This is a genomic window from Polymorphobacter megasporae, assembly GCF_018982885.2.
GTDB classification, from domain to species: domain Bacteria; phylum Pseudomonadota; class Alphaproteobacteria; order Sphingomonadales; family Sphingomonadaceae; genus Polymorphobacter_B; species Polymorphobacter_B megasporae.
Window position 1 is genome coordinate 3,443,412 of record NZ_CP081848.1, and the last position, 25,154, is coordinate 3,468,565.

Here is a 25,154-nt window from a genome sequence, read left to right on the forward strand (position 1 = left end):
CGCGGGTACGCCGGGGCGATGACCCGCCCCGCCACTGCCGCAAATCCCGCCGAGCTCGCTGCCTTTCTCGCGGCGAACCCGGGCGTGGCGTTCTTCGACCTGTTCTACACTAACTTGAGCGGCGTCCCGCGCGGCAAGCGGCTGCGGCGGCATGAAATCGAGAGCGCCTATGACATCGGCCGCTACCTGCCGGGATCGGTGCTGGTGGTCGACATCACCGGGCTCGACATCGAAGAATCGGGGATGGTCTGGGCCGACGGCGACGCCGACCGCTCGGCGTGGCCGGTGCCGGGGAGCCTCGCCCGCGCCTTGTGGCAGGGCGACGACAGCGCGAGCGTGATGCTTGGGATGCACGAGCTCGACGGCCGTCCATGCGCGCTCGACCCGCGCGAAATCCTCCGCAGCGTCCTCGCACGCTTCGCCGCCGACGGCCTGACCCCGGTCGTCGCGTGCGAGCTCGAATTCTACCTGCTCGACGCGACACGGACCGCAGACGGCGGCATCCAGCCTCCGCCCGGTCCCGACGGCCGCCGCGATCCCCACCCGCGAGTTTATGGGATAGACCAGCTCGACGCCGACGCCGGGTTCCTCCGCGACCTGTGGGCGGCTTGCGACGCGATGGGGGTGCCGGCGGGCGCGGCGATCTCCGAATATGCCCCCGGCCAGTTCGAACTGACCCTCGCGCACAAGCCCGATGCGCTCGCGGCGTGCGACGACGCGGTCCGCTTCAAGCTCGCCGCCAAGGGGTGCGCGACGGCGCGAGGGCAGGTCGCGACCTTCATGGCCAAGCCCTACCCCGACCGCTCGGGCAGCGGGCTCCACATCCACGTCAGCATCGACGACGCTCACGGGGCGAACATCTTCGCCGACCCGGCGCTGACCGGAACGCCCGCCATGCGCCACGCGGTCGGCGGAGCGGCAGACCTGATCGCCGACGGCATGGCGATCTTCGCGCCGAACGCGAACAGCTACCGCCGCTTCCGCCGCAACAGCTATGCTCCGGTCCGCGCCGGCTGGGGGCTCAACAACCGCACCGTCCCGCTGCGTATCCCCGCCGGGCCGCCGCCGAGCCGCCATGTCGAGCATCGCGTCGCCGGGGCCGACGCGAACCCGTATCTCGCGGTCGCGGCGGTGCTCGCCGGCATGCACGACGGCCTGACCCGCCGCGCCGATCCGGGACCGCCGATCGCGGGCGACGGCTACGGCGAGACCGGTGAGCGGCTACCGACCGACTGGGCGTATGCAATCGAACGCCTTGCCCGGTCCGAGGTCCTCATCGACTATTTCGGCGAGGAGGCGGTCGAGATGTTCGCCACGGTCAAGCGCGTCGAGCACGAGCGCTACACCGCCGTCGTGACCCCGCTCGACTATGACTGGGTGCTCCGGTCGGCGTGACGGCCGGGGTTCAGTCGGCCATCGTGTGGATGGCAGACATTTTCGCCGACTGCACGACCACCTCGTCGTCCCCGAGCATCTGGTCGATGATGAAGCGCGGGCGGCGCTTGGTCTCGAAATAAATCTTGCCGACATATTCGCCGATGATGCCGATGCACAGGAGCTGGACCCCGCAGATCAAATAGATCGGCACGACGGTCGACGCCCAGCCGGGAACGCCCTGGGTGGTGAACACTGCGACCGACAGCGCCCATAGGCCGAGCGCGAACGACACGGTCGAGACGAGGAAGCCGAGCAATGTGATCAGCCGCAGCGGGCGGGTCGAGAACGACGTCAGCCCGTCGAGGGCGAAGGCGAGCATCTTGCTCAGTGGGTATTTGGACTCACCGGCAAATCGTTCGGCGCGGCGGTAGGGGACCGTTGCCACGCTGAAACCGAGCTGGGGGATGAGCGCGCGGAGGAACAGGTTGGTCTCGGTATATTGCGCGAGGGCGTTCAACGCGCGGCGGCTCATCAGCCGGTAGTCGGCATGGTCGTAGACGATCTCGACCCCCATACCTTTGAGGAAGCGGTAAAACCCCTGCCCGGTCAGCCGCTTGAACGCGCTGTCGGTGCCACGGTCGCTGCGCACGCCGAGGACGATCTCGGCGCCGCCGCGATAGGCATCGACCATGTCGGCGATGATCGCCGGATCGTCCTGGAGGTCGGCGTCGATCGACACGACGACGGCGGCGGTCGAGGCGCCGAGCCCCGCCATCAGCGCATTCTGGTGGCCGCGGTTGCGCGACAGCTTAATCCCGCACAGCCGCGGGTCGGCCTGGTGGAGTTGCTCGATGAGCGCCCACGTCCGGTCGCGCGAGCCGTCGTCGACGAAATGCACCTGCGCGGAGGTGACGTTCCCCGCCGCGAGCAGGCTGTCGAGCAGCGCGGTGAGCTGGCGTGCCGTCTCGGGGAGCACCTCCTCCTCATTATAGCAGGGGACGACAATATCGAGCGACGGGGCGGCTCGAAGCGTCATCGCGTCTCCTCGGACATCGGCGACGGCGTGAAGGCGAAAAAGCGCCCTCCGGCGTAGGAGATCAGGGTGTAGACCGGCATCCCGCCGAGCTGCGCCAGCCGCGCATCGACCCCGAGCCACTGGTGGAGAACCACGACGGTCAGGAGGTTGCCGCCATACGCGACCGCGGCAACGACGAGCCAGCGCGCGAGGCTTGCGACCCAGTGGCCTTCATGGGCGAAGGTCCAGTTGCGGTTGAGGACGAACGACACGACGAAGCCGACGAGATAGCCGACCGCATTGGCGACCCGGTAATCGACGCCAAGGTGCATCAGCAAGTAGATGATCGCGAGCGTCAGCAGCGTGTTGGCGACGCCGACCGTCAGGAAGCGGAGAAGCTGCACGCGCTATCGGCTCGCGACGAGCGAATACTGGCCGCCGAGCGGCAGCCACGCCAGCGCCGGCTCGACCGGGCGCAGCGCCGCAAGCGCGTGGGGGAAGAACAAATGGTAGCGCGTCTCGACCGTCTTCCAGCCCGCGGCAACCATCGCCGCCGCGAGCTTGCGCGCGGTGATCAGCCGGGCGTTGGCGTCGAACGGGCAGGTGTTGACCGCGCGGACGGTGAGTGGGTTATACGGGTTGTGCTCGAAGATCACGAGGCGGCCGTCGGGCGCGATGACACGGCGCAGCTCGCGCAGCCAGCCGACGTGCTCGTCATGGCCGATGTGGTGGAAGACGCATGCCGAGAAGCCGAGGTCGACGCTCGCGTCGTCCAGCGGAAGCGCGTCGCCATCGACCTCGAGATAGCGCTCCCCCCCGCCGGGAAAGCGCGACTGGCTCAGCGCGAGGCTGCGCGGCGAGGCGTCGGCACAGGTCAGTTCGGCACCGTCGAAATAGTGGCGGAACCACGGCACCGACGCGCCGATCCCCGAGCCGAAGTCGAGCGTGCGGCGGACCGCCAGCCGCGCGGCGTCCGCGAATTGCCGAGTCAGTGCGATCTTGTAGCGAGCGAAGAATTCGGGGTTCTCGCCGGTGACGGCGATGTTGGCCTGGTGCTGCGCGAGATACTCGTCGGCGTACTGATCGAACTCGGACCGGTCCATCGCGTCACTCCCGCATTCGCGGCCCCGGCCGCGCCTGCCGCCAGCGTATAGGCGGCGGGGCTAACGTTGTCACGGTTGCACTGCAGCATCGGCGTGACTTCGCGTGGTGACCCCGCTAAGCGACGCGAGCTTGTTGCGTTCTCGCCCCCGCACTCGTCCCCGGACAGGATCGCCATGCCCCCCACCCTCGCGCCGACCGATCGCCGGGCCGGACTGTCGCGTGTCGCGACCGTCGTCGTGCTCGTCGCGTTCGCCGTCGCGGTGGCGATATTCCAGCTGCTCGATCTCGGCTGGGCTCCGCTCCAGGCGTGGGACGAGTCACGCCTTGCGGTCAACGCTTATGAGATGATGCACAGCGGCCGGCATTTCATTACGACGTACGGTTATCGGCCCGACTTGTGGAACACCAAGCCACCGCTGGCGATCAACCTGATGGCGTGGTCGATGGAGTTGCTCGGCCCGACGCCCCTTGCCGCACGCCTGCCGGCGGCGCTGGCGGCGTGCGCCACGGTAGCGCTGGTGGTCTTCGCCGTTCGCCGGATCACCGGCTCGTTCGGCTGCGGCATCGCCGCCGGGACGCTGCTCGCGGCGGCACCGTCGTTCTACGGCTACCATGCCGGCCAGACCGGGGATTACGACGCGATCCTGACATTATTCACGACCGCCTACGGCTTCGCCCTGTTCGATCTGATCGAGCGAAATCGCCCGGCGGCGGGGCTCGCCCTCGGCGCAGGTGTGCTCGTGGGGCTCGCAATTTTGACGAAAGGCATCGCCGGGATCATCCCCGGGGTCGGCATCGCGGTCTATGCGCTGGTCTTCGGGTTCTGGACACTGCCCCGAAAGATCGCCGACTATGCCATCGTCGCCGCGACCGCCGGGGTCATCGGCGGTGTGTTCTACTGGCTGCGGGGGTCGGCGGGGGACGGTTACCTCGCCGCCGTCGCCTTGAACGAACTCGGCGGCCGCTTCGAAACTGCCCTCGACCAGCATGCCGGGAGCAAATGGTTCTACGTCCGTGAACTGACGATCTATTTCCCGGGCAAATTATGGCCAGCGATCATTGCCTTGCCGCTGCTCGCCGCCGGGCCGCCACGACGGCTGGCGATCTTCGCCTTGTGCCAGATATCCTGCGTCCTGATCGTCTACTCGAGCGCCGCGACCAAGATCGCCTGGTATCTCGTCCCCGCCATGCCTTTTGTCGCCACCGCGATCGCGCTCGCCGGACTTGGCCTCATCCACGGCGCGCGGCGCTTTCCCCCTGCCGTCCGGACCGGCGTCCAGATCGCCCTCGCCGCCGTCGTTGTCCTGTGTGCGGTCGACGCCGTCCGGCATCGCTATACCAGGCCGTTTATTCCGGCGACGCCGCCTCGTGACTTTGGAACGCTGATTGCAGCGGCGAGTGAGCGCAAGATGGTTCCGCTGATCGTCGTCGACACCGGCTTTGCGAACGACGCCGGGATGACCCATTACGCTCCGACGCTGCGCTTTTATGCGCTTGCGGCGGCGCAGGCGGGAGTGACGGTCAGTCAGGCCACCGACTTCGATCGGCTTGGCGGCGCGCGATCCTTCGGGAGCTGCGACCCCGCCGTCCGCGATCACGTCGCGGAATACGGGCGGGTGGTCTGGTCGGGGGCGGGCTGCATCCTTGCCGAGCACTGAGCGACCGTATCAAGACTGGACGACCGATGTTCCGCACTGCATTGATCCTCGACCTTCGGGAGGGAGGTTCATGCAGCTTTCGATAAACTATGGGCCGCGGGGCTCGTCTCAGTTATGTGCGGACGTGCCCAAGATGCCGGCAGCGCGCCCCACGTCGGTCATCGCCTGATGGCGTCGTCGCCGGCTTCCGCCGTTCCCGCGCGCGCCACCGACGGCCGCCATCGCCGGTCCGAACGGTCGCGCGACAGCATCGTCACCGCGATGCTCGACCTTGTCGCGGCGGGCGCGATCAGCCCGAGCGCCGAGGAAGTCGCGGCGCGCGCGGGTGTCGGCCTACGCAGCGTCTTTCGGCACTTCCGCGACATGGAAAGCCTGTTCCAGGCGATGCAGATGCGGCTTGCCCAGATTTATCAGGTCTGGCTGATCCCATTTTCGGCGGTCGGCTGGCGCGGACAGCTCGACGAATTGATCGACCGCCGTCTTAGCACCTACGAACAGCTTCTGCCGTATATGCGCGCCGCCGACGTCCACCGGCACCGGTCGGCATCGATCTACGAGGAGCATGGCCGGATCCGCGCGGTCATGCGGGCGCGGCTTGCGATGGTCGTGGACAATGCCTTCGTCGATGACGCCGACGGGTTCGAAGCGCTCGACCTACTGGTCAGCCCCGAAACGTGGCAACGCCTGCGGCTGGTGCAGGCGCTGAGCCCGGAGAACGCCCGTCGCATCATCGAACGCCAGGTCGAGCACGTCCTATCGGCTCAAGCCCGCGCGGCGTGAATCGCTGGCGTCACATCGGTGCCGGCTAGAAATTATGCCCCAGCCGCAGGCCGATCGTCCGCGGGTTGTTGGTGACGATGTACGGGCGGATCGTGCATGAGCCGCATTCGGCGTAGCGCGACAGCTGCGCACGCTCGTCGAAGGCATTCTCGACGACGATCTCCGCCGACAGGAACGGCCAGTTGACGCCGACCGCGAAATCGACGGTCGTGTACGCCGAAAGCCGCCCGAGCGAGGTTGCGGGATCATAGGCGACCGCGGTCGGGGTGAACGCCACCGACCGGATATCGGAAGCCGCGGAACTCTGGTGAGCGACGACCGCCTGGACATGCCCCTTGAGTGTCTCGTTGAGCGGCGCTTCGTACCGCGCGGTGCCGTTGATCTTGAACTGCGGCGTGATCGGCAGGCGGGTTCCCGCCGGTGCGGCGATGTAGTTCCCGCTGTCGGCGCTGCAGGTGTAGGTCGGGTCGTCGATGCCGCAGAGGTTCTTGCGCGTCTTGGCGTCGGTATACGCGCCCGCTGCGACGAAGGTCAGGCCCGGCGCGGCGATCCAGTTGAGATCGGCCTCGATCCCCTTGATCCGCGCGTTCGGCCCGTTGTGGACCTCGGTGAAGCTGTTCGCGCCGAGGAAGGCGAACTGGAACTTGTCCCAGTCCTGCCAGAAGAACGCGCCGTTGAAACGGACCGCGCGGTCGAACCAGCTGGTCTTGAAGCCGAGCTCGTAGTTGGTCAGGAAGTCCGAGGCGTAGGGCGCGATGCCGGCGCGGCGGTTGATGCCGCCGGGGCGGAATCCGCGCGACGCGGTGGCATAGACGAGGTGATCGGAGTCGATCCGCCACGTCGCGTTACCCTTCCACGTGAAGCCGGTGTCGCTCGCGTCCTTCGGGACGACGGTGCCGTTCTTGAAGTCACCGAGGTTGGTGCACGGCCCGCCGGGGACGTTCGCAGGCAGGATCGTGCCCGTCGGATTATCGCGGACCGACGCGCCGGTCGAAGTATAACAGCCGGCGACGCCGGTCTTTGAGCTGCCCGCGGCGTTGTACGGAATGCCATTGTCAGCGGTCGCGGCCGGATTACGGCCGAAGCCGAAGAAACCGATCAGGCTGTTGTCGTACTTGAAGAAACGTCCGCCAGCGGTCAGCGTAACGGCGGGAACGACGTCGTAGCTCGCCTCGCCGAACACCGCATAGTCGCGGTCGACGCGGTCCTGCTGGGTCAGCCACAGGGTCCCCGGATGGCCGTTGACCGAGACGTCGGCGGCGAGACCGGCGACCTGATAGTCCTGATGGATCAGGTGCGTCTGGCGCTGATAGAACAGCCCGCCGACGATGCGGAACGGCTGGTCGACCGGCGACGCAAGGCGCAGTTCCTGGCTGACCTTGGTGAAATGGTCGGCCCCGACGATCGTTTGCGACGGGTCGATTATCTTTCCCGAGGCGTCGTGGAAGCTGAAATACTGGGCGATGCCTCCCGATCCGGCGTAGAGCGAATCATACTGCTCGGCATAGTCGGTATAGTCCTGCGAGCTGTGGATCTTGCGGTCGAGATACGCCCCCGCATAGGTCAGGTCGAAATTGCCGATCTTGCCGGTGACTGTCAGCGCCGCCTGAATGAAGCGGTCGCGATAATATTCGGGCGAGAAATGCTGGACCTTGAGGTCGCCGAGGCTCGGGTCGAAGCCGAACGCGCCGTGGTTGATCTGGGTCTGGCCGAACACCGTCGGCTCGATCGTCCAATTATCGTCGAGGTCGATCTTGAGCGCGGCGCGGCCCCCGGCAATGTCGACGGTGTTGTAGTTGTTCTTGACGAAGGCGGCATTGTTCTTGGTGATGACGCTGCCGTCGCTCGCGGGGAGGAAGGTGCGCGTCCCCGCGACATTGTCGATGAAGCCGGCGTTGTGCTGGTACCAGCCGACGACGCGCAGAGCCGACCGGTCGGTCAACGGCGCGTTGACGAAACCCTCGACCTTGCCACCGATCCCGCCGTGCGAAACGGTATTGCCCTCGACGTCGATCGCCCCAGCCCAACCGCCCGGATCGGGCTTGTTGGTGATAATACGGATCGTCCCCGCTTCCGACGACGCGCCATACAATGTGCCCTGCGGCCCGGCGAGCGCCTCGATCCGGGCGATGTCGTAGATGTGGATGTCGAGCGTGCCGCCGATCGTTGTCACCGGCTGCTCGTCGAGATAGACGCCGACGCTCGGCAGCGGGCCCGAATGGTTGCCGTCGCCACCGCTGGCGACGCCGCGGATATAGACCGTGGTCTGCCCGGGCTGGAGTGTCTGGAACGTCACACTCGGCAGCAACTTGGTAAAGTCGTTGAAATTCGACACATCGAGCTGGTCGAGCTTCTTGGTGCCGAGCACCTGGATGCTGATGGGCACGTTCTGCAAATTCTCGGAACGCTTCTGCGCGGTGACGATGATCTCGTCGGCGACGGGAATGTCGGCGGCAGCGACCTGCGCCGGAGCGTCCTGCGCCAGTGCTGGCGCGCCGAGCGCGGTCGTCGCCAGCAGCATCGCGACGATCAATCTAGGCTCGTTGTTAAGCATGAACCAATCCCCCGGCTGCGATCGAAGGGTCGTCCCCGGCATCGCCGACGTCAAGCGGCGTGCTGCATCGCGGCAAAACGGTTGCGCGACTGTTGCATTTTCGCGTCAGTCGGTCAGTCGGCGAGCGGTCCGAGTGCTTCGCGCAAGGGGCCGAGCCATTGGTCGTACACGCGCCACTGGTCGAGCCCGGCGGCGCTGATCGGGCGGCGGACCTGTTCTGAACTCGGCGTCCGAATCGCGCGCTCGGTCTCCCAGAAGCGCAGGCACGCCGGGTCAAAATCGAGGCCACAATAGTCGAGTAGCCGCCGAACCTCGCGCTCGGGATCGGCAACGAGAGCTTCGTGGTCGAGGCGGTGGATCGCGCGCGGCTGAACCGCGTCGAAATGGTCCATCAGCCCGACATAGTCGCGATAGTACGCCCCCATATCGGCGAGCGAATAGCTGAACCCCTGCCCCCGCGCGAAATGCTGGGTGAAGTTCGACCAGCCGCACGCCATTGGGCTCCGTCGCGCATCGATGACCTTTGCGTTCGGCAGGATCAGCCGGATCATCCCGGCGTGGAGCCAGTTGTTCGGCAGCTTGTCGATGAACAGCGGTCGCGCGGTCTTCCGCTGGACCTTCGCCCGCGCGAGATAATCGGCCCCGAGAGCGGCGAGGTCTGTGGTCGCCAGCGCCTCGGGATATGCCGTCACGCTGCTCGCCCCGTCGCGCTCGCCGACCTGCCACGCCAGCGCCGGAATGTCGGGAAGTTCGGACGTGCCTTCGACCGCTGGGTGGCTGCTCAGGATCTGCTCGATCAGCGTCGAGCCCGACCGCGGCATGCCGATGATGAAGATCGGGTCGGTGGCGGGGTCGCCCTGCCCGGCGCGGGCGGCGAACATCTCGGCGGTAAAGAAGGCGCGCGCCCGGGCCACCGCGGCGGTCGTCTCGGCGGCATCGTATTTGAGCTGGCCTGCACGAATGGCGTTGCCCTCAACGTATTGCGCGAAGCTCGCCGCAGGGTCGCCACGGTCGCCGAGCGCCTTGCCGAGTGCGAAGTGGAGGTGGAGCCGGTCCTCGGCCGCGAGCCGCGCATCGGCCAGCGCGAGCGTCATCGCGGCGACGTCCTCGTCCGAAAATGCGACGGTCTTGAGGTTGGCGAGGCTCCAATACGCCTCGCCGAGCGCCGGGGCCTGCGCGATCGCCTCGTGATACGCCGCGATCGCCTCTCCCTGCCGCCCGACGGTCTTGAGCGCATGGCCATAGCTCATCCACCCCTTCGGCTGGCGCGGATGATCGACGAGCAGCGTCGCATAGACCGTCAGCGCCGCGTCGAAGTTGCCGAGCCGGGCGAGCGCCGCCGCGCGCAGGTTGCGATAGCTCGGATTGCCGGGGTCGAGCGCGAGCAGCCGGGCGATTTCGTCCAATGCCTCTGTCGAGCGGGTGCGCCGATGGAGGATCGTCGCGAGATTGAACCGCGCCTCGCGAAACGACGGCGCGAGGTCGAGCGCGCGGCGCAGCAGCGTCTCGGCATCGCGGTAGCGCCCCAACCTCCCGGCAAGTTCGGCGAGCATCCGCATCGCCGCGACGTCGGTCGGCCGCCGCTTGAGCCGGGGTCTCAGGATCCGCTCGGCGACTGCAAGCCGTGCCTCGGCCAGCGCCATCGCTGCATCGATCAGTTCGCTGTCGTGTACCGATGCTGCGACCGCGTGGCAGTGCGCGGCATCTCCACCAGCGCGGTCGCCAGCGGCGATGGCGCGGTCGCCGCGGTCCTGCCACGCCTCCGCGGTCAGTGGTCGCAAGTTTGCCATCGCCGATAACTCCCGGGATGCGGCGATACTGTCAATGGCGACCGCAGCCACCTGGCTTCGAAGCGCGTCCTCGGCTCAACTTGTCGAACCGCGCTCGGCGAAGGTGACCGAGCGGTCGGGCGCGAGGCGGATGACGACGTCGGCGCGGTCGGGCATCTCGGCGAGAATGTGCCGCGTCAGCCGCTCGTAGTGCGCGACGAAGCGCGCGACTTCGGCATCGGTCATGACCGCTGCTCCACGACGTTCCTGCTCGACGCGCCAATCGCGGACGACCTCGAACCCCGGCGAAGCAAGCAGGATCAGCCGGTCGATCCGGGCAAATAACGCGCGGTAGCCGGGGCCCGCAAGCGAGGCGTTGACGTACGCCCGCCAGCGACCGTCTGGGTCGTCGTCACGTTCGAGCGGGTTGACCGGCGCGCCGAGGTCGGCGGCAGGTTGCGGCATCGCGCCGACACACCAACCCTCGAAGATCAGGACGTCGAGCGCGGGAGCGATCGGCGTCCAGTCACCCTCGGGTGCGCGGTCATCGCTCGCCTTGTCGAAGCGCGGCAAGCGGACTGCCGCGCCCAAGTCGAGCGCGGCAAGCAACGCCAGTCCGAGTGCGGTATCATGGGTTCCTGGCACGCCCCGCGTCGCAAGAAGCGGATGGACCGTCGCGGCTAGGTGCAAGCGATCGGCGCGAGTCAGGTACAAGTCGTCGAGCGACAGCGTCGCCGCCCGGAGCCCGCTTAGGGATAGCCGCGCGACCACCGCTGTCGCCACGGTCGACTTGCCGCTCCCCTGCGCGCCGCAGACGCCGATCACCAAGGGGCGGCGGGTGACATCGTCCAGCGCTCCGCGAACGACCGTCTCGACAAGGTCGGCGGCGGTCAACCGCCCAACCGGTAGCCGACGCCAAGCTCGCTGCGGATCAGCGTCATCCCCTCAGGTCCCAGCTTCTGCCGCAGGCTGCGGACGACGACGCGGAGGTATTCGACGTCGTCGTCGTGCGCCGGCCCCCAGCCGGCGCGGAGCAGTTGGCGGTGGGTCAGAACGCGCCCGGGATGCTTGGCGAGTTCGGCGAGGAAGATATATTCCTTCGGCGTCAGCCGCACCTCCTCCTCGCCGCGGCGGACCCGGCGGAGCGCGAGGTCGATCGTGATCGGTCCAACGGTGACGACCTCGGCCTCGGCCTCGCTCGCCAGCCGGTGGCGCAGGCCGGTGCGGATGCGCGCGAGGAGTTCGTCGCTATCGAACGGCTTAGTGACGAAATCGTCGGCGCCGAGGTCGAGCGCGGCGACCTTCTCGCCGGTCTGGTCGCGCGCCGAGACGACGATCAGCGCCGCCTTGCCCTTGATCAGCGGAATGAGTTCGAGCCCGTCGCGGTCGGGCAGGCCGAGGTCGAGCAGGACGAGGTCGGGCTTGTCGATCGTCATCGCGTTGAGCGCCGCGCGCGCGGTATCGGCCTCGACGACGTCGTACCCGGCGCGGGCCAGCGTACCGCGCACCAGCCGCCGGATCGCGGCTTCGTCGTCGACGACGAGGATCGTCGCCGCGCTCATTCTGCGGCCTCGGTCGCGACGGCGGGGGCACGGACGAGCAGCGCCTCGGGGAACTGGACCGCGAAGCGTGCGCCACGGGGATCGCTGCGCGTGCCGGCGGCCACGGTCAGCCCCATCGCCTCGGCAAAGCCCTTTACGATCGCGAGGCCGAGCCCGGTGCCGTCCTTGGTCCGGTCGGACCCCTCGACGCGCAGGAACGTGTCGAAGATGCGCGCCTCGCTCCCCGGCGGCAAGCCCGGCCCCTCGTCGGTCACGGTTAGCTCGATGCCGTCGTAGCGGCGCGTCGCGGCGATCGTCACGGTGGTCCCCGGGTCGGCATATTTGCCGGCATTGTCGAGCAGGTTGATCAGGCAGTGGTGAAACAGCTGCGGGTCGATCCGTACCAGCGGCAGGTCGGGCGGCACGGCAAGGGCGATCGGATGGTCGGCGAGCGCGCGGCGGACGTCGTGGACCGCGCCCGCAACCGCATCGGTCAGGTCGGTGGGCTGGATATTTAGGTTGAGCGCCCCCGCCTCGATCCGCGCCATGTCGAGCAGATTGGCGACGAAGCGCCGAAGCCGCTGGGTCTCGGCGTCGAGCGTGTCGAACAACGGGGTGTTCGACGTCGTCGCCGCGGTCGCGCGAAGTTCGTTCGCGGCGGCGACGATGCTCGTCAGCGGGGTCCGCAGGTCGTGGCTGACGCTCGCGAGCAGCGTCGCGCGAAGGCGGTCGCGCTCGCGGAGTTGGGCGACATCGGCCATCTCGGCCTCAAGCTGGATGCGGTCGAGCGCGAGCGCCGACTGGTCGAGGACGCTGGTCAGCAGCGCGAGGCTGTCGGGACGCAGCGGATCGCGCCCGTCGTCGCGCGCCATGCCGATCACCGCGATCGTCCCGCGCCCGGTGTTGAGCGGGTGGAACAGCCAGTCGGCTGCCGTCAGCGTGTCCGACCCGCGCCCCGCCGGACGCCCCTTGTCGGCGACCCAGCGCGCCGCCGCGAGCTCGACCGCGCCGAGCTCGTCGCCGGGGGGCACCGCCGCGATGAGAATCAGGTCACCGCGCTTGGGCAGCATCATCACCGCGCGGACGTCGAACAACCGCGCGATCTCGGCGCAGATCGACTGCGCCAGTTCGGGCACCGTCGTCACCCCGGTCAACTGCCGCGAGAAGCCCGCGAGCGCGGCATTGGCGCGCGCGCCCGACGCGGCAAGATCGGCCTGGACCCGCGTCCGCGCTGCAAGCTGGCTGACGATCACCGCGACGACCAGCAGGACGAGGACGGTGACGAGGTTCGCCGGATCGGCGATCGTGAAGGTGTAGAGCGGCGGAAGAAAGAAGAAGTTGTACGCCAGCGCCGACAGCACCCCGGCGAAGACCCCGGCGCGTAGCCCCCAGATCGTCGCGGCGGTCAGCACCGGGACGAGGTACATCATGTCGACGCTGTTGACCGTCTTCGGCCCAGTGACGATCTCGGCGATGCCGGTGACGCCCGCGACCATCAGGAGCGTCAATAGATAGTCCATCGGGCGGGTGATCGTTCGCCGCGGTGCGGTGGCTTGTGCGGCGCCCTTGCCGGTCGGCAGGACGTGGACCGCGACGCCGTCGATGCCGCGGACCAGCGCGTCGACGACCGAGCCGTAGCGTCGCTCGAACCACCACGATCGGAGCGATTTGCCGACGACGATCTGCGTGATCCGCGCCTCGGCAGCAAAGTCGCACAGCCCGTCGACGACGTTCGCCGCGGGGATTGTCGCGGTCCCGCCGCCGAGCTGGACCGCGAGCGCCAGCGTCGCCGCCAGCCGCGACTGCCCGGCAGCATCGAGGCGGCGGGTCCGCTCGGTCTCGACGTGGAGAGCGGTCCATGGCGCGCGCAGGGCATCGGCCAAGCGTTTGGCGGCGCGGACGAGTTCGGCGGCGCTGGCGGCGGCGTCGACCGCGACGAGAACGCGCTCGCCCGCCGCGAAGGTCCCCGCGAGCGCCCGCGCGCGCAGGTCGCCGAGCATCTCGGCATCGACCGCCTGCGCCGCACGCCGCAGCGCCAGCTCACGCAACGCCTGGAGATTGGTCCGCGAAAAGAAATGCCCGAGCGCGCGTGCGGCTTCGTCGGGGACATAGACCTTGCCCGCCTTCAATCGCTCGATCAGCTCGTCGGGGGGAATATCGACGACCTCGATATCGGCGTCGTCGAGCATCCGGTCGGGCACCGTCTCGCGCACCCGGACCCGGGTGAACGAAGCGACGACGTCGTTTAGGCTCTCGATGTGCTGGACGTTGACCGTCGAGAAGACGTCGATCCCGGCGGCGAGGAGTTCGTCGACGTCCTGGTAGCGCTTGGGGTGGCGCGACCCCGGGGCGTTGGTGTGCGCGAGTTCGTCGACCAGCACGAGGCGCGGGCGGCGCGCGAGGATCGCGTCGATGTCCATCTCGTCGAGCGCGCGGACCGAGCCTTCGGTATGGCGGCGCGGCATGATCTCGAACGGCCGGGTCAGCGCCTCGGTCTCGGCACGGCCGTGGGTCTCGACGACGCCGATGACGACGTCGACCCCTTCGCGGACCCGCGCCGCGGCATCAGTCAGCATCTCATAGGTTTTGCCGACGCCGGGGGCTGCGCCGAGGAAGACCTTCAAACGGCCGCGGCCTTCCTGCGCGGCGGCGCGCAGGAAGGCCTCGGGAGCCGGGCGGTCGGGATCGCGGGCGGTCACCCGGCGGGTTTAGCGCCCGACGCATCGAGCTGTCGATTGAGCATCAGCACGTTGACCCGCGGTTCACCGAGAATCCCCGCGAGCGGAGCCTCGACAGCACCCTCGACGATCGCCTGCACCTGCGGCTCGGTCATCCCGCGCGCCTTGGCGACGCGGGCGATCTGGACCCTTGCCGACGCCGGCGAGATGTGCGGGTCGAGCCCGGACGCCGAGGTCGTCAGCAGGTCGCCGGGGACGTCGCCGGTCAGGCCGTCGGCGCGCGCGGCCTTGACGTCAGCGCGGACGCGATCGACCAGCGCCTTCGACGTCGGGCCGAGGTTCGACCCCGACGACGCTTGCCCGTCATACCCCTTGCCCGCCGCCGACGGGCGTCCGTGGAAGTATTTCGGCGCGGCAAAATTCTGCCCGATCAGCTCGGAGCCGACGACCCGATCACCGTCGCGGACGAGGCTTCCGTTCGCTTGGCTCGGGAACACCAGCTGGCCGATGCCGAGGATGAGCGCGGGGTAGGCCAGCCCGGTCAGGATGGTGAACAGCACCAGCATGACCAGCGCAGGGCGGATTGCGGAACGGAAATCAGCGTTCATGGTGAACTTCCTTAGACCAGACCGAGGCCGGAAACGGCGATGTCGATCAGCTTGATGCCGATGAACGGCGCGACGATACCGCCCAGCCCATAGACCGCGAGATTGCGCGCGAGCAGCGTCCCCGCCCCCGCCGGGCGGTATTTCACGCCCTTCAATGCCAGCGGCACCAGCGCCGGGATGATCAGCGCGTTGAAGATGATCGCCGACAGGATCGCGCTCTGCGGCGACGCCAGCCCCATGACGTTGAGCACCGCGAGACCCGGATACAGCACGACGAAGATCGCCGGCAGGATCGCGAAATACTTGGCGACGTCGTTGGCGATCGAGAAGGTCGTCAGCGCTCCCCGCGTCATCAGCAGTTGCTTGCCGAGCCCGACGATCTCGATCAGCTTGGTTGGGTCGCTGTCGAGGTCGACCATGTTGCCCGCCTCGCGCGCCGCCTGCGTCCCGGTGTTCATCGTCACCCCGACATCGGCCTGTGCGAGCGCCGGAGCGTCGTTGGTGCCGTCGCCGCACATCGCGACGAGCTTGCCGCCGGTCTGCTCCTTGCGGATCAGCGCGAGCTTGTCCTCCGGCGTCGCCTGCGCGAGAAAGTCGTCGACCCCGGCCTCGGCGGCGATACTCGCGGCAGTCAGCGGGTTATCGCCGGTGATCATCACCGTGCGGATACCCATCCGGCGCAGCTCGACGAAGCGCTCGCGGATACCCGCCTTGATGATGTCCTTCAGATGGACCGCGCCGAGGATGCGCCCGTCGCGGACGACGGCGAGCGGGGTGCCGCCCGACCGCGCGATCTCGTCGGTGATCCGGCGCAGCTCGCTCGCCGAGGCGCTGTCGGGGAGCTTGTTGAGGACCGAGTCGACTGCGCCCTTCTCGATGAAGGTCGCGCCGAACTTGAGCCCTGACAGCCGGGTCGACGCCGAGAACGGCACGACTTCAGCCCCGACCGGCATCGTCGCCGACTGCCCGTGCTTCTCGCGGGCGAGGACGACGATCGAGCGACCCTCGGGAGTTTCGTCGGCGAGGCTCGACAGATACGCCGCCTCGGCGAGTTCGCCCATCTGGACGCCGGCGACGCTGCGGAACTCGGTCGCCTGGCGGTCGCCGACGGTAATCGTCCCGGTCTTGTCGAGCAGCAGCACGTCGATATCGCCCGCCGCTTCGACCGCGCGGCCCGACTTCGCCAGCACGTTGAAGCGGACGAGCCGGTCCATCCCGGCGATGCCGATCGCCGACAGCAAGGCCGCGATCGTCGTCGGGATCAGCGTGATCAGCAGCGCTGCGAGTAGCACCACCGACACCGCTCCCCCGGCATAGGTCGCGAACAGCGGGATCGTCCCGACCGCGATCAGGAAGATGATCGTCAGCCCGACGAGCAGGATCGTCAGCGCGATCTCGTTCGGCGTTTTCTGCCGTGACGCGCCTTCGACGAGCGCGATCATGCGGTCGAGGAAGCCTTCGCCCGGACCGGCGGTGACACGGACGGTGATCTTGTCGGAGATGACGCGCGTCCCCGCCGTGACCGCCGAGCGGTCGCCGCCGGCCTCGCGGATGACGGGGGCGCTTTCGCCGGTGATCGCGGCTTCGTTGACCGAGGCGACGCCCTCGACGACTTCGCCGTCGGCGGGGATCAGGTCGCCGGTGTCGACGAGCACAAGATCGCCGACCTTAAGCGCCGATGCCGCGACTTGTTCGCCCGAGACGCGCTTGGCGGTCAATTCGCCCTTGGTCTGGCGGAGCGAGGCGGCCTGCGCCTTGCCGCGCCCCTCGGCGATGGCTTCGGCGAAGTTGCCAAACAGGACAGTCAGCCACAGCCAGACGACGAGCTGAATCTGGAAGCCGACCGCGAGGCCGGTGCCACCGGCGAACAGCAGGATCGTCAGCAGCAGCGCGACGACGCCGGTGGTGAACATCACCGGATTGCGCACGAGCTGCGCGGGGTTGAGCTTGCGGAAGGCATCGATCACCGCCGGGCCGATCAGGGCAGGCGTGAACAATGAGGGGGCGACGGCGCGGGCCATTGACGTGACTCCGATTAAAACAGCTGGCCGTGAACCATCGCCAGTTCATCGGCGATGGGTCCGAGCGCGAGCGACGGCAGGAAGGTCAGGCCGCCCAGGATCAGGATGATCCCGATCAGCAGGCCGACCCAGAGCGGGCCGGTCGTCGGGAACGAGCCCGACGATTCAGGGACGACGCGCTTGGCAGCGAGGCTGCCGGCGATCGCGAGGACTGGGATGATCACGAAGAAGCGCCCGAACCACATCGCGACGGCGAGCAACCCATCGTAGAACGGCGTGCTCGCGGTCAGCCCGGCGAACGCCGACCCGTTGTTCCCGACGGCCGACGAGAAGGCGTAGAGGATCTCCGAATAGCCGTGCGGGCCCTTGTTGTTGAGGCCGGCGAGCCCGGCGGGGACGATTGCGGCGATGCCGGTGCACGACAGGATGATCAGCGGCAGGACGGCGATCGCGAGGACGGCGAGCTTGACCTCGCGGCTCTCGATCTTCTTGCCGACATACTCCGGCGATCGTCCGACCATCAGCCCGGCGACGAAGACCGCGACGATGCAGTAGATCAGGAAGCCGTACAGCCCCGACCCGACGCCGCCGAAGATGATCTCGCCGAGCTGGATGTTGAACAGCGGCACCATCCCGCCGAGCGCGGTGAAGCTGTCGTGCATCGCGTTGACCGCGCCGCAAGACGCGTCGGTGGTGACGGTGGCGAACAATGCCGACGCGGCGATGCCGAAGCGAACTTCCTTACCCTCCATGTTGCCGTCGGCGGCATGGAGGCCGAGCGCGTGGAGGTTGGGGTTGCCCGCGGCTTCGGCCCAATAGGCGACCGTCGTCCCGGCGAGGAACAGCAGCAGCATCGCGGCGAAGATCGCCCAGCCCTGCCGCGTGTTGCCGACCGCCTTGCCGAAGGTCCACGTCAGCCCGGCGCCGAGCGCGAAGATCGACACCATCTGGAGGAAGTTGGTCCACGCGCTCGGGTTTTCGAACGGGTGCGCCGAGTTGGCGTTGAAGAAGCCGCCACCGTTGGTGCCGAGCATCTTGATCGCTTCCTGGCTCGCCACCGGGCCGAGCGCGAGGGTCTGCTTGGCGCCTTCGAGCGTCGTCGCGACCGCGGTCCCGGCGAAGGTCTGCGGCACGCCGCCCGCGACGAGGACGACGGCATAGACGATGCAAACGGGGAGCAGCAGATAGAGCGTGACACGCGTCATGTCGGCCCAAAAATTGCCGAGCCCCTTGCTCTCGCGACGGGCAAAGCCGCGGATCACCGCGAAGGCGACCGCGATGCCGGTCGCCGCCGACAGGAAGTTATGCGTTGAAAGGCCCGCCATCTGCGTCAGGTGGCTCATCGTCGACTCACCCGAATACGACTGCCAGTTGGTGTTGGTGATGAAGCTGATCGCGGTGTTCATCGCGAGATGCGGGTCGACCGCGGGAAACGCTTGCGGGTTGAGCGGCAGGACGTTTTGCAACCGCTGGAAGGCATAGGTCAGCAGCACGCCGGCGAGGCTGAAGATCAGGACGTGGACCGCATAGCGACGCCACGTCATGTCCTCGTCGGGGTCGATCCCGCCGAGCGCGTAAAAGCCGCGCTCGACCGGGCCGAGGACGACATGGAACGGGGTCCGCCGCCCCTCGTACAATGCGAACAACCACGCGCCCATCGGCTTCGTGATTGCGATGATGCACGCCGTAAACAGCGCGATCAGGAGCCAGCCCTGGAAGGTCATCGACGCTCTCCGGCGATCAATAGTCTTCGGGGTGCGTGAGCACCGCGACGAGATACAAAAGAAGGCCGAGCGCGGTCGCCGCGCTGAGCCACATGGCGAATGTCATGGGAATTGCCCCTCAGGCGCGGTCGGCGAGCGACACGTAGAGCAGGCTGAGCAACGCCAGCCCGACGGCGATGCCGATCCAGATCAAATCCTGCACGATGACGCTCCTCGGCACATTGAAGGCCGGAGGTAGGCGCGGGGCGCATGCCGCTCCATGCGATAGCGGGCTGGGCGCATAAAGGCGGCGTAAAGATCGCCGCAGTTCGTCCTGTCCTACAGTGGACTAACAGGCATAGGATGATCGCGAGCCGCCACCGGGCGGCTCGCGTTCTTTCTCATTGTTGGCAACGTCCGTCTGATCGCGTTTCGCGCAAGAAACGCGAAGTGAAAAACAGTACGCGTTTGTGTGAACTTATTTTGAACTTAGCGTTGGATTGGGCGACGACTGAGCGGTGCAAGGCTGCGTCAGGCCTGGTGTCATCCCGGCGCAGGCCGGAACCCATGAACACAACCGGTTGAATTCATTGGTTCCGGCCTTCGCCTGGATCAAATCATGTGGAGCCGACGCTCCCCTCGTCTAAGCGAGGACGGTCTTCCGCGCCGCGCGCCGGGCAGCCCGGCCGGTCAGGCCGAAGCCGACGAGCATCAACGCCCAGCTCGCGGGCTCCGGAACTGCGCCGCCGACATACGGCGTGATCGCGTTGCCGACGCTGAGCGAATAGAGCGGGTTGTTGAAGAGTGAGTTGAGCGTGATCGTCGGGTCGATGAACGCCGACGCGGTCCCGGCCAGCCCGGAGGCGTCGAACCCTCCGGCGCTAACCGAAGTCGACAACGAGATGAAGCCGTAGATGCTCAGCGGATCACCATTGGCAAATGTCGAGCCTGTGATGAAGTTCAAAGCGAGGTCATAATTCGCCGGACCGCAGCCGGTGCCCGGAGGCCCCGTGAAGTTGCACGTCGATCCGGCTCCGCTCTGCAGCAAGTCGTCGAGGCTGGTGCCGCCGCCGAACCCGACGCCAGTCACAACGTTGGCCGTCGAATAAGCGGTGCCGGTCGCCGCCAGAGAATAATGGCCGTGGATGGTGGCGATCGCGCCGCTCGTCGTAAGCGCTGGTTCGAGCGCGGCAAACGCCGCGGCGCTGCTCGCATGGAGTTCGACGAGATACGCGTTGGTCAGGCTCGCGCGCGATGAAAAAGCGGCGCTGGCAGTGGCAGTCGTTGCCGACGACGGATCGTCGGGGGAGCTCGTTGCCCGCAACGAGACGGTCGAATCCGCGAAGCCGTCGGTCACGGTGCCATCGCCGCCAATCGGGTGAAACGGGCCGCCGCCGCTAAAGCCGGTGGTTCCGTTGGTCACGAAACCGTACCGGTAATCGTAGGAGCTGTCGGTCAAGACGAAATAGAGACCGTTGACGCTTTGTGCCGCCCCGAGCGACGGCTGAGGCGGCGGACCGCCGCCGCCGCCGCAGCCGTCGGGATTTGTCTCGCAGTCATCGGCGAGCGCGGCAGTCGGCGCGGCAAATGCGACAAGTGCAACCGTGGCGAGTGAAGTCAACAGCATCGCGCGCATTTTATGCCCCTTTGAACGACGACGATTTCATGTTCGGCTAACGGCATCTGCGACAGCCGTCGATTGCCTATTGAGGCATGTGGACTTTGCCCCGACTTTGCCGTTAGTGCTTGCGATCGGGGGACAGTCAGGTGCGGTTACTGCTGATCGACGATCATCCGTTGTTCGTCGACGGTTTCGCGACGATGATCGCGCAGGTTCGTCCCGACTGGCGTTTCGACTTTGCGCACAACTCGATCGACGGGGTCGCGCGGCTCGTCGCCGATCCCGATTTCGACCTCGTTATCGTCGACCTGCAATTGCCCGACCGCGACGGCTTCGCGACGATTGCGGCGATCGCGGCGGTCTGCCCGCACCTGCCGCGCCTCGTCATTTCGGGGCGCGAGGATGCGGCGGCGCGGATGCGCGCGCAGGTCGGGGGAGCCAGCGGCTTCATCGTCAAAAGCCTATCGGCCGAGCGGATGATCGCCGTGATCGACGAGGTTGCGGCAGGGCGGTCGGGGTTCGCGGCGACCGAGACGGCGGCGGCAATGCCGTGCCTGTCGCCGCGACAGCTCGACGTGCTGACCTTGCTCGCCGAGGGTCACGCCAACAAGGAAATCCGCTTTCGGCTCAACATCGCCGAGCGCACCGTCCGCGCGCATCTGACCGAGCTGTTCGCCACGCTGGGGGTCCAGACCCGGGTCAACGCGATTATCCGCGCCCGCGAAATCGGCTTGATCCATTGAACGGCGGCAGCGACCGCGTCCACGCCGAGCTGATGGAGACGCAGTATCGGCAGGCGCGCAACAACATCATCATCGAGAACGCGTGCCTCGTCTTCATGGTCGCCACCGCGTTGCTTCGCACCGACTGGCGGATCGTCGCGGCATGGGCGGCGGTCGAGGTCGGCACGCAGGTCTACCGCCAGTTCCGGATGCTCCATCGCTATGCCGCAGGCATCCCCGCGGTCAATTTCGCCGCTTACTGGTCGCGGCATCACGCGATCTACCAGACGACACTGGGAGTGGTCTGGGGCGCGACGATGTTCCTGTTCGCCCATCCGGCCGATCCGATATCGGTGGCGACGACGGCGTGTGTCATCATCCTGCTGACGGCGGGCGCGGTTCCCGGCCAGTCGTACAACCCACCGGCGCTGTTCGGTTATCTTTTCACGACCTACGTCCCGATGGTCATCCGGCTGCTGACCTTCTCCGGCACCGACTATCACTTGTTCGGCGTGCTGCTGGCAGCGTTCGCCGGCGCGCTGGTGCTGATGTGCCGCCTCCAGGCCGAAAGCTTCGCCGCCGGGGTCCGCATCCGCTACGAGAATGTCGAACTCGTCGATGCCCTGCGCGCCCAGACCGAGGTCGCGGTCGCCGCTCGCGCTGCTGCCGAAACGGCGAGCCTCGCCAAGTCGCAATTCCTCGCCGCCGCGAGCCACGACCTGCGCCAGCCGCTGTATGCACTCGGGCTGTTCTCGGCGACGCTCCAGTCGCTCGACCTCAAGCCCGATGCGCGCGAGATCGTCGGGCACGTCAAGACCAACCTCGACGCGCTCGAAGGCCTGTTCAGCGGGCTGCTCGACATCTCGCGGCTCGAGGCGGGCGTGATCACGATCAAGCCCGAGACAATCGCGACCGACACGCTGTTCGACCGGCTCGATCATTATCTGCGGCCGATCGCGACCGAGCACGGGCTCGACCTGCGCTACCGGTCGGACGGCTCGGCGGTTCGCAGCGACCCGGCGCTGCTCGAACAGATTCTGCTCAACCTCGGGTCGAACGCGCTGCGCAATACGCTCCACGGCGGCGTCTTGATCGCTGCGCGACGCCGCGGCGGGGCAGTTCGCTTCGAAGTCTGGGACACCGGGATCGGCATCGCCGCCGCAGATATCGGCCGGATTTTCGACGACTTCATCCAGGTCGGCAATCCCGAGCGCAACCGGCGCAAGGGCATGGGGCTCGGCCTCGCGATCGCCGCCCGGTCGGCGCGCCTGCTTGACGCCCAGATCGAGATGAGGTCGCAGCCCGGGCGCGGCAGCGTCTTCCAGCTGACGCAGCCGCTCGCTGACGGCGCGGTCGCGCGGCAGGATGAATTGGCCGCCGACACCGGCGACCCGATCGCCGGGCTTCGCGTCCTGATCATCGACGACGACCCCGAGGTTCGTGATGCAATCGCCGTGCTGCTCCGCCAATGGGGTATCGAGGTGGAAGTGGTTGCCGACGCCGCCACCGCGCGCGCACTGATCCGCAGCGGAGCCTGCTACGACGTCATCCTCACCGATTACCGCCTGCCGGGAACGGTTTCCGGTCTCGACCTCGTCGCGCAACTCGAGGACTGTGCTGGGCGATCACTCAACTGCTGCATTGTCACCGGCGACCTCGATCCCGGCGTGATCGCCGCCGCCGCCGCGCGTGGCGTACCGTTGATGCACAAGCCGCTCCAGCCGGCTCGACTGCGCGCGCTGATCGCCCACCTCGCAACTAAATCGTTCGATGAGCGAGAAAGTGCCGTGCGGTTGTCATGAGGCGGTCGCGACTGCTATTGGCAAGTCGTCCGTGGGGTGACGCTCGACGGGCGGGGCGGGAGACGCGGGCGTGACCACGGCCAATAGAATCGGCAATCTTCATCTTCCCGATGGGGTCGGTCCGCTGACCCTCACGCGGATGACCGCGGTCGAGCGAATGAGCGAGCCGTTCACCATCGTCATCGACGCGACGAGCTATGCCGGCCCGGTCAACCTGCACCCCGCGCTGACGAAGATGGTCGGCGTCGAGTTCGATGCCAGCGACTTCAACAGCCGCTGGTTCCATGGCGTACTGTGGGAATATGTCGAACTCGGGCCGGCGGCTTCCGGCGACCAATTTCTCTACCGGCTGACACTGCGCCCGGCGCTCCTGTTGTGGACGCAGAACCAGACGAGTGTGATCCACTACAAGAAGAGCATCACCGACCTCATCACCGACAACGCCGGGCCGTGGAAAACGGTGGCGCTGAGCGGGACGTACGAGACCGTCGAATACCGCGTCCAGTACGGCGAAAGTAAATTCGACTTCCTGACGCGGAACCTCGAGAAAGAGGGCATCTATTATTATTACGTCCACGCCGACGGCCAGCACACGATCGTCTTTGCGGACGCGATAAATCATCATACGGCGATGGTCCCCGCATCGGTCTACCTCGGCCAGGCGCTCGAGCAGGCCGACGAAGCAGTGCTGACGTCGCTGGTCGAGCGCCGGACGATCGCGCCGACCCGCTACTCGGTCGACGATTATGATTACGACGCGCCGACCGTCGCGCTGAAGCAGGAAAAAGTGCTCGAAACGCTCGGGGGGCCTCCGCCGCGGTTCAACTCGGGGACCGCCGATGCGACCGCCGCGGTCGCCGGGATTTACGAATACCCCGCGCGCTTCGATAACCCGACGGTCGCCGCCGGAACGCGCTACGCCGACCGCTGGCTCGAGCGTGAACAGCGTCGCATGTCGCGCTCGTTTGCCGAGGGCACGCTGTTTGCCGCGGCGATCGGCAAGACGATCAAGATCGATTACACCCGGGCCACGACGGCAAATGCGGGCGGCACAACCGCAACCGACGACGAATTCCTCATCGTCGCGACGACGCATCGCTACACCGGCGGCGACGACCGCTCGGGAACGGTCGACGAATCGCTGACCGTCGAGCTCGAACTGATGCCCGCCAGCAAGCAGTATCGCCCGGCGCGGATGACGCCGATCCCGAAGATCTACGGCCCGCAGACTGCGGTCGTGATCGGCCCTTCGGGCGAGGAAATCTACACCGACAAATACGGCCGGGTGAAGGTCAAGTTCTTCTGGGATAAGGAAACACCATCCGACGATACCGGCAGCATCTGGGTCCGCGTCGGACAGTCGGGCGCAGGGTCGGGCTTCGGGTCATTCATGGTCCCGCGCATCGGCCACGAAGTTATCGTCGAGTTCCTCGACGGGGATCCCGACCGGCCGATCATCACCGGCGCGGTCTATAATGGCTCGAACCTGCCGCCGTTCGGCACCGCTGCCGACAACACGATCCAGGGCATCAAGACGAACAGCTCAAAGGGCGGCGGCGGCTATAACGAGATCAAGATCGACGACAAGAAGGACAGCGAACTCTTCTCCTTCCACGCCCAGAAAGACCTGAAGTGGGTCGTCGACCAAGGTGACGAAACGCGCGACCTGCTGAACGGCAACCGGACCACCGTCATCCACAAGGGCGACGAGACGATGACGGTCACCACCGGCAAGCGGACGACGACGATCAAGGGCGACGAAGCGACGACGATCCAGTCGGGCAGCGTCACCCACACCGTCGACCAGGGCGACGTCACGCGGACAATCACCGCGGGCAAGCGAACCACCGAAATCGCAGGTGATGACGTCAAGACGATCAAGACCGGCGACGAGAAGACGACGCTCAAGATGGGGAATCGCGAAGCGACCGTCAGCTTGGGCAACGACAAATTGACGGTGTCGCTGGGCGATGTCGACATCAAGGTCGACCTCGGCAATCACAAGACCGAGGCGCTGCAGTCGATCGAGCTCACGTGCGGGGCGAGCTCGTTCAGGATGGACCCGTTCCAGATCGAGATGAAATCGTTGATGGTCAAGATCGAAGGATCGATCATGCTCGAGACCAAGGGCCTGATGGTGCAGCAGGAGGCGACCGCGATACACATCGTCAAGGGCGGCATCGTCATGATCAACTAACGAT

Annotated in this window: 19 protein-coding genes; 6 read left to right on the plus strand and 13 right to left on the minus strand. The window is 67.1% G+C overall.

The window, feature by feature from the left end:
* The first annotated feature begins 18 nt into the window (after window positions 1-18).
* Window positions 19-1,395, plus strand: a complete 1,377-nt coding sequence (locus KTC28_RS16140; RefSeq protein ID WP_216709854.1) for a glutamine synthetase family protein — start codon at window positions 19-21, stop codon at window positions 1,393-1,395.
* A gap of 10 nt (window positions 1,396-1,405) precedes the next feature.
* Here the strand turns inward: KTC28_RS16140 and KTC28_RS16145 are convergent, their stop codons facing one another.
* Genes KTC28_RS16145 through KTC28_RS16155 form a run of 3 tightly spaced genes read right to left on the minus strand, consistent with a single transcriptional unit; the run spans window position 1,406 to window position 3,495 of the window.
* On the minus strand, window positions 1,406-2,413 hold the full coding sequence (locus KTC28_RS16145; protein WP_216709855.1) for a glycosyltransferase family 2 protein: 1,008 nt from the start codon (window positions 2,411-2,413) through the stop codon (window positions 1,406-1,408).
* A complete protein-coding gene (locus KTC28_RS16150; protein ID WP_216709856.1) occupies window positions 2,410-2,796 on the minus strand; it encodes a GtrA family protein in 387 nt (128 codons plus the stop codon). The genes KTC28_RS16145 and KTC28_RS16150 overlap by 4 nt, the downstream gene beginning before the upstream one ends.
* A 3-nt stretch (window positions 2,797-2,799) precedes the next feature.
* On the minus strand, window positions 2,800-3,495 hold the full coding sequence (locus tag KTC28_RS16155) for a class I SAM-dependent methyltransferase (protein ID WP_216709857.1): 696 nt from the start codon (window positions 3,493-3,495) through the stop codon (window positions 2,800-2,802).
* Window positions 3,496-3,669: 174 nt separating this feature from the next.
* Between KTC28_RS16155 and KTC28_RS16160 the strand changes: the two genes are divergently transcribed.
* Entirely contained in the window at window positions 3,670-5,154 is a 1,485-nt protein-coding gene (locus tag KTC28_RS16160; RefSeq protein WP_216709858.1) for an ArnT family glycosyltransferase, read from the plus strand.
* A 168-nt stretch (window positions 5,155-5,322) separates the two neighbouring features.
* Window positions 5,323-5,934 (plus strand): TetR/AcrR family transcriptional regulator, encoded by a 612-nt coding sequence (locus KTC28_RS16165; protein ID WP_216709859.1) that lies wholly within the window; start codon window positions 5,323-5,325, stop codon window positions 5,932-5,934.
* A gap of 25 nt (window positions 5,935-5,959) precedes the next feature.
* Here the strand turns inward: KTC28_RS16165 and KTC28_RS16170 are convergent, their stop codons facing one another.
* The 10 genes from KTC28_RS16170 to KTC28_RS16215 form a co-directional block, all read right to left on the minus strand.
* Window positions 5,960-8,488: a TonB-dependent receptor gene (locus KTC28_RS16170; protein ID WP_216709860.1), complete on the minus strand. Its 2,529-nt coding sequence runs from the start codon at window positions 8,486-8,488 to the stop codon at window positions 5,960-5,962.
* Between the two features lie 113 nt (window positions 8,489-8,601).
* On the minus strand, window positions 8,602-10,278 hold the full coding sequence (locus tag KTC28_RS16175; RefSeq protein ID WP_216709861.1) for a tetratricopeptide repeat-containing sulfotransferase family protein: 1,677 nt from the start codon (window positions 10,276-10,278) through the stop codon (window positions 8,602-8,604).
* Between the two features lie 75 nt (window positions 10,279-10,353).
* Window positions 10,354-11,151, minus strand: a complete 798-nt coding sequence (locus KTC28_RS16180; protein ID WP_439650104.1) for a kinase — start codon at window positions 11,149-11,151, stop codon at window positions 10,354-10,356.
* Window positions 11,148-11,819 carry a response regulator gene (locus KTC28_RS16185; protein ID WP_216709862.1) on the minus strand — a complete coding sequence of 224 codons (672 nt, stop codon included), beginning with the start codon at window positions 11,817-11,819 and terminating at the stop codon, window positions 11,148-11,150. Before KTC28_RS16185 ends, KTC28_RS16180 begins: the two co-directional genes overlap by 4 nt.
* Window positions 11,816-14,497: a DUF4118 domain-containing protein gene (locus KTC28_RS16190; protein ID WP_216709863.1), complete on the minus strand. Its 2,682-nt coding sequence runs from the start codon at window positions 14,495-14,497 to the stop codon at window positions 11,816-11,818. Before KTC28_RS16190 ends, KTC28_RS16185 begins: the two co-directional genes overlap by 4 nt.
* On the minus strand, window positions 14,494-15,084 hold the full coding sequence (gene kdpC, locus KTC28_RS16195) for a potassium-transporting ATPase subunit KdpC (protein WP_216709864.1): 591 nt from the start codon (window positions 15,082-15,084) through the stop codon (window positions 14,494-14,496). Before kdpC ends, KTC28_RS16190 begins: the two co-directional genes overlap by 4 nt.
* 11 nt (window positions 15,085-15,095) lie before the next feature.
* Window positions 15,096-17,105 carry a potassium-transporting ATPase subunit KdpB gene (gene kdpB / locus KTC28_RS16200; protein ID WP_216709865.1) on the minus strand — a complete coding sequence of 670 codons (2,010 nt, stop codon included), beginning with the start codon at window positions 17,103-17,105 and terminating at the stop codon, window positions 15,096-15,098.
* A gap of 14 nt (window positions 17,106-17,119) precedes the next feature.
* Window positions 17,120-18,829 (minus strand): potassium-transporting ATPase subunit KdpA, encoded by a 1,710-nt coding sequence (kdpA, locus tag KTC28_RS16205; RefSeq protein WP_216709866.1) that lies wholly within the window; start codon window positions 18,827-18,829, stop codon window positions 17,120-17,122.
* A 16-nt stretch (window positions 18,830-18,845) separates the two neighbouring features.
* Window positions 18,846-18,935: a potassium-transporting ATPase subunit F gene (locus KTC28_RS16210; protein WP_216709867.1), complete on the minus strand. Its 90-nt coding sequence runs from the start codon at window positions 18,933-18,935 to the stop codon at window positions 18,846-18,848.
* Window positions 18,936-19,451: 516 nt separating this feature from the next.
* A complete protein-coding gene (locus tag KTC28_RS16215; protein WP_216709868.1) occupies window positions 19,452-20,444 on the minus strand; it encodes a PEPxxWA-CTERM sorting domain-containing protein in 993 nt (330 codons plus the stop codon).
* Between the two features lie 131 nt (window positions 20,445-20,575).
* On the opposite strand from KTC28_RS16215, the gene KTC28_RS16220 reads away from it, so the two are divergent.
* The 3 genes from KTC28_RS16220 (at window position 20,576) to KTC28_RS16230 (ending at window position 25,150) form a co-directional block, all read left to right on the plus strand.
* The gene (locus KTC28_RS16220; RefSeq protein ID WP_216709869.1) at window positions 20,576-21,172 is read left to right on the plus strand and encodes a response regulator transcription factor; all 597 of its coding nucleotides are present in this window, start codon (window positions 20,576-20,578) and stop codon (window positions 21,170-21,172) included.
* Window positions 21,169-22,953 (plus strand): ATP-binding response regulator, encoded by a 1,785-nt coding sequence (locus tag KTC28_RS16225; protein WP_216709870.1) that lies wholly within the window; start codon window positions 21,169-21,171, stop codon window positions 22,951-22,953. The genes KTC28_RS16220 and KTC28_RS16225 overlap by 4 nt, the downstream gene beginning before the upstream one ends.
* Window positions 22,954-23,023: 70 nt before the next feature.
* Complete coding sequence (locus KTC28_RS16230; protein ID WP_216709871.1) at window positions 23,024-25,150, plus strand: type VI secretion system Vgr family protein; 2,127 nt, start codon at window positions 23,024-23,026, stop codon at window positions 25,148-25,150.
* Window positions 25,151-25,154: the final 4 nt, after the last annotated feature.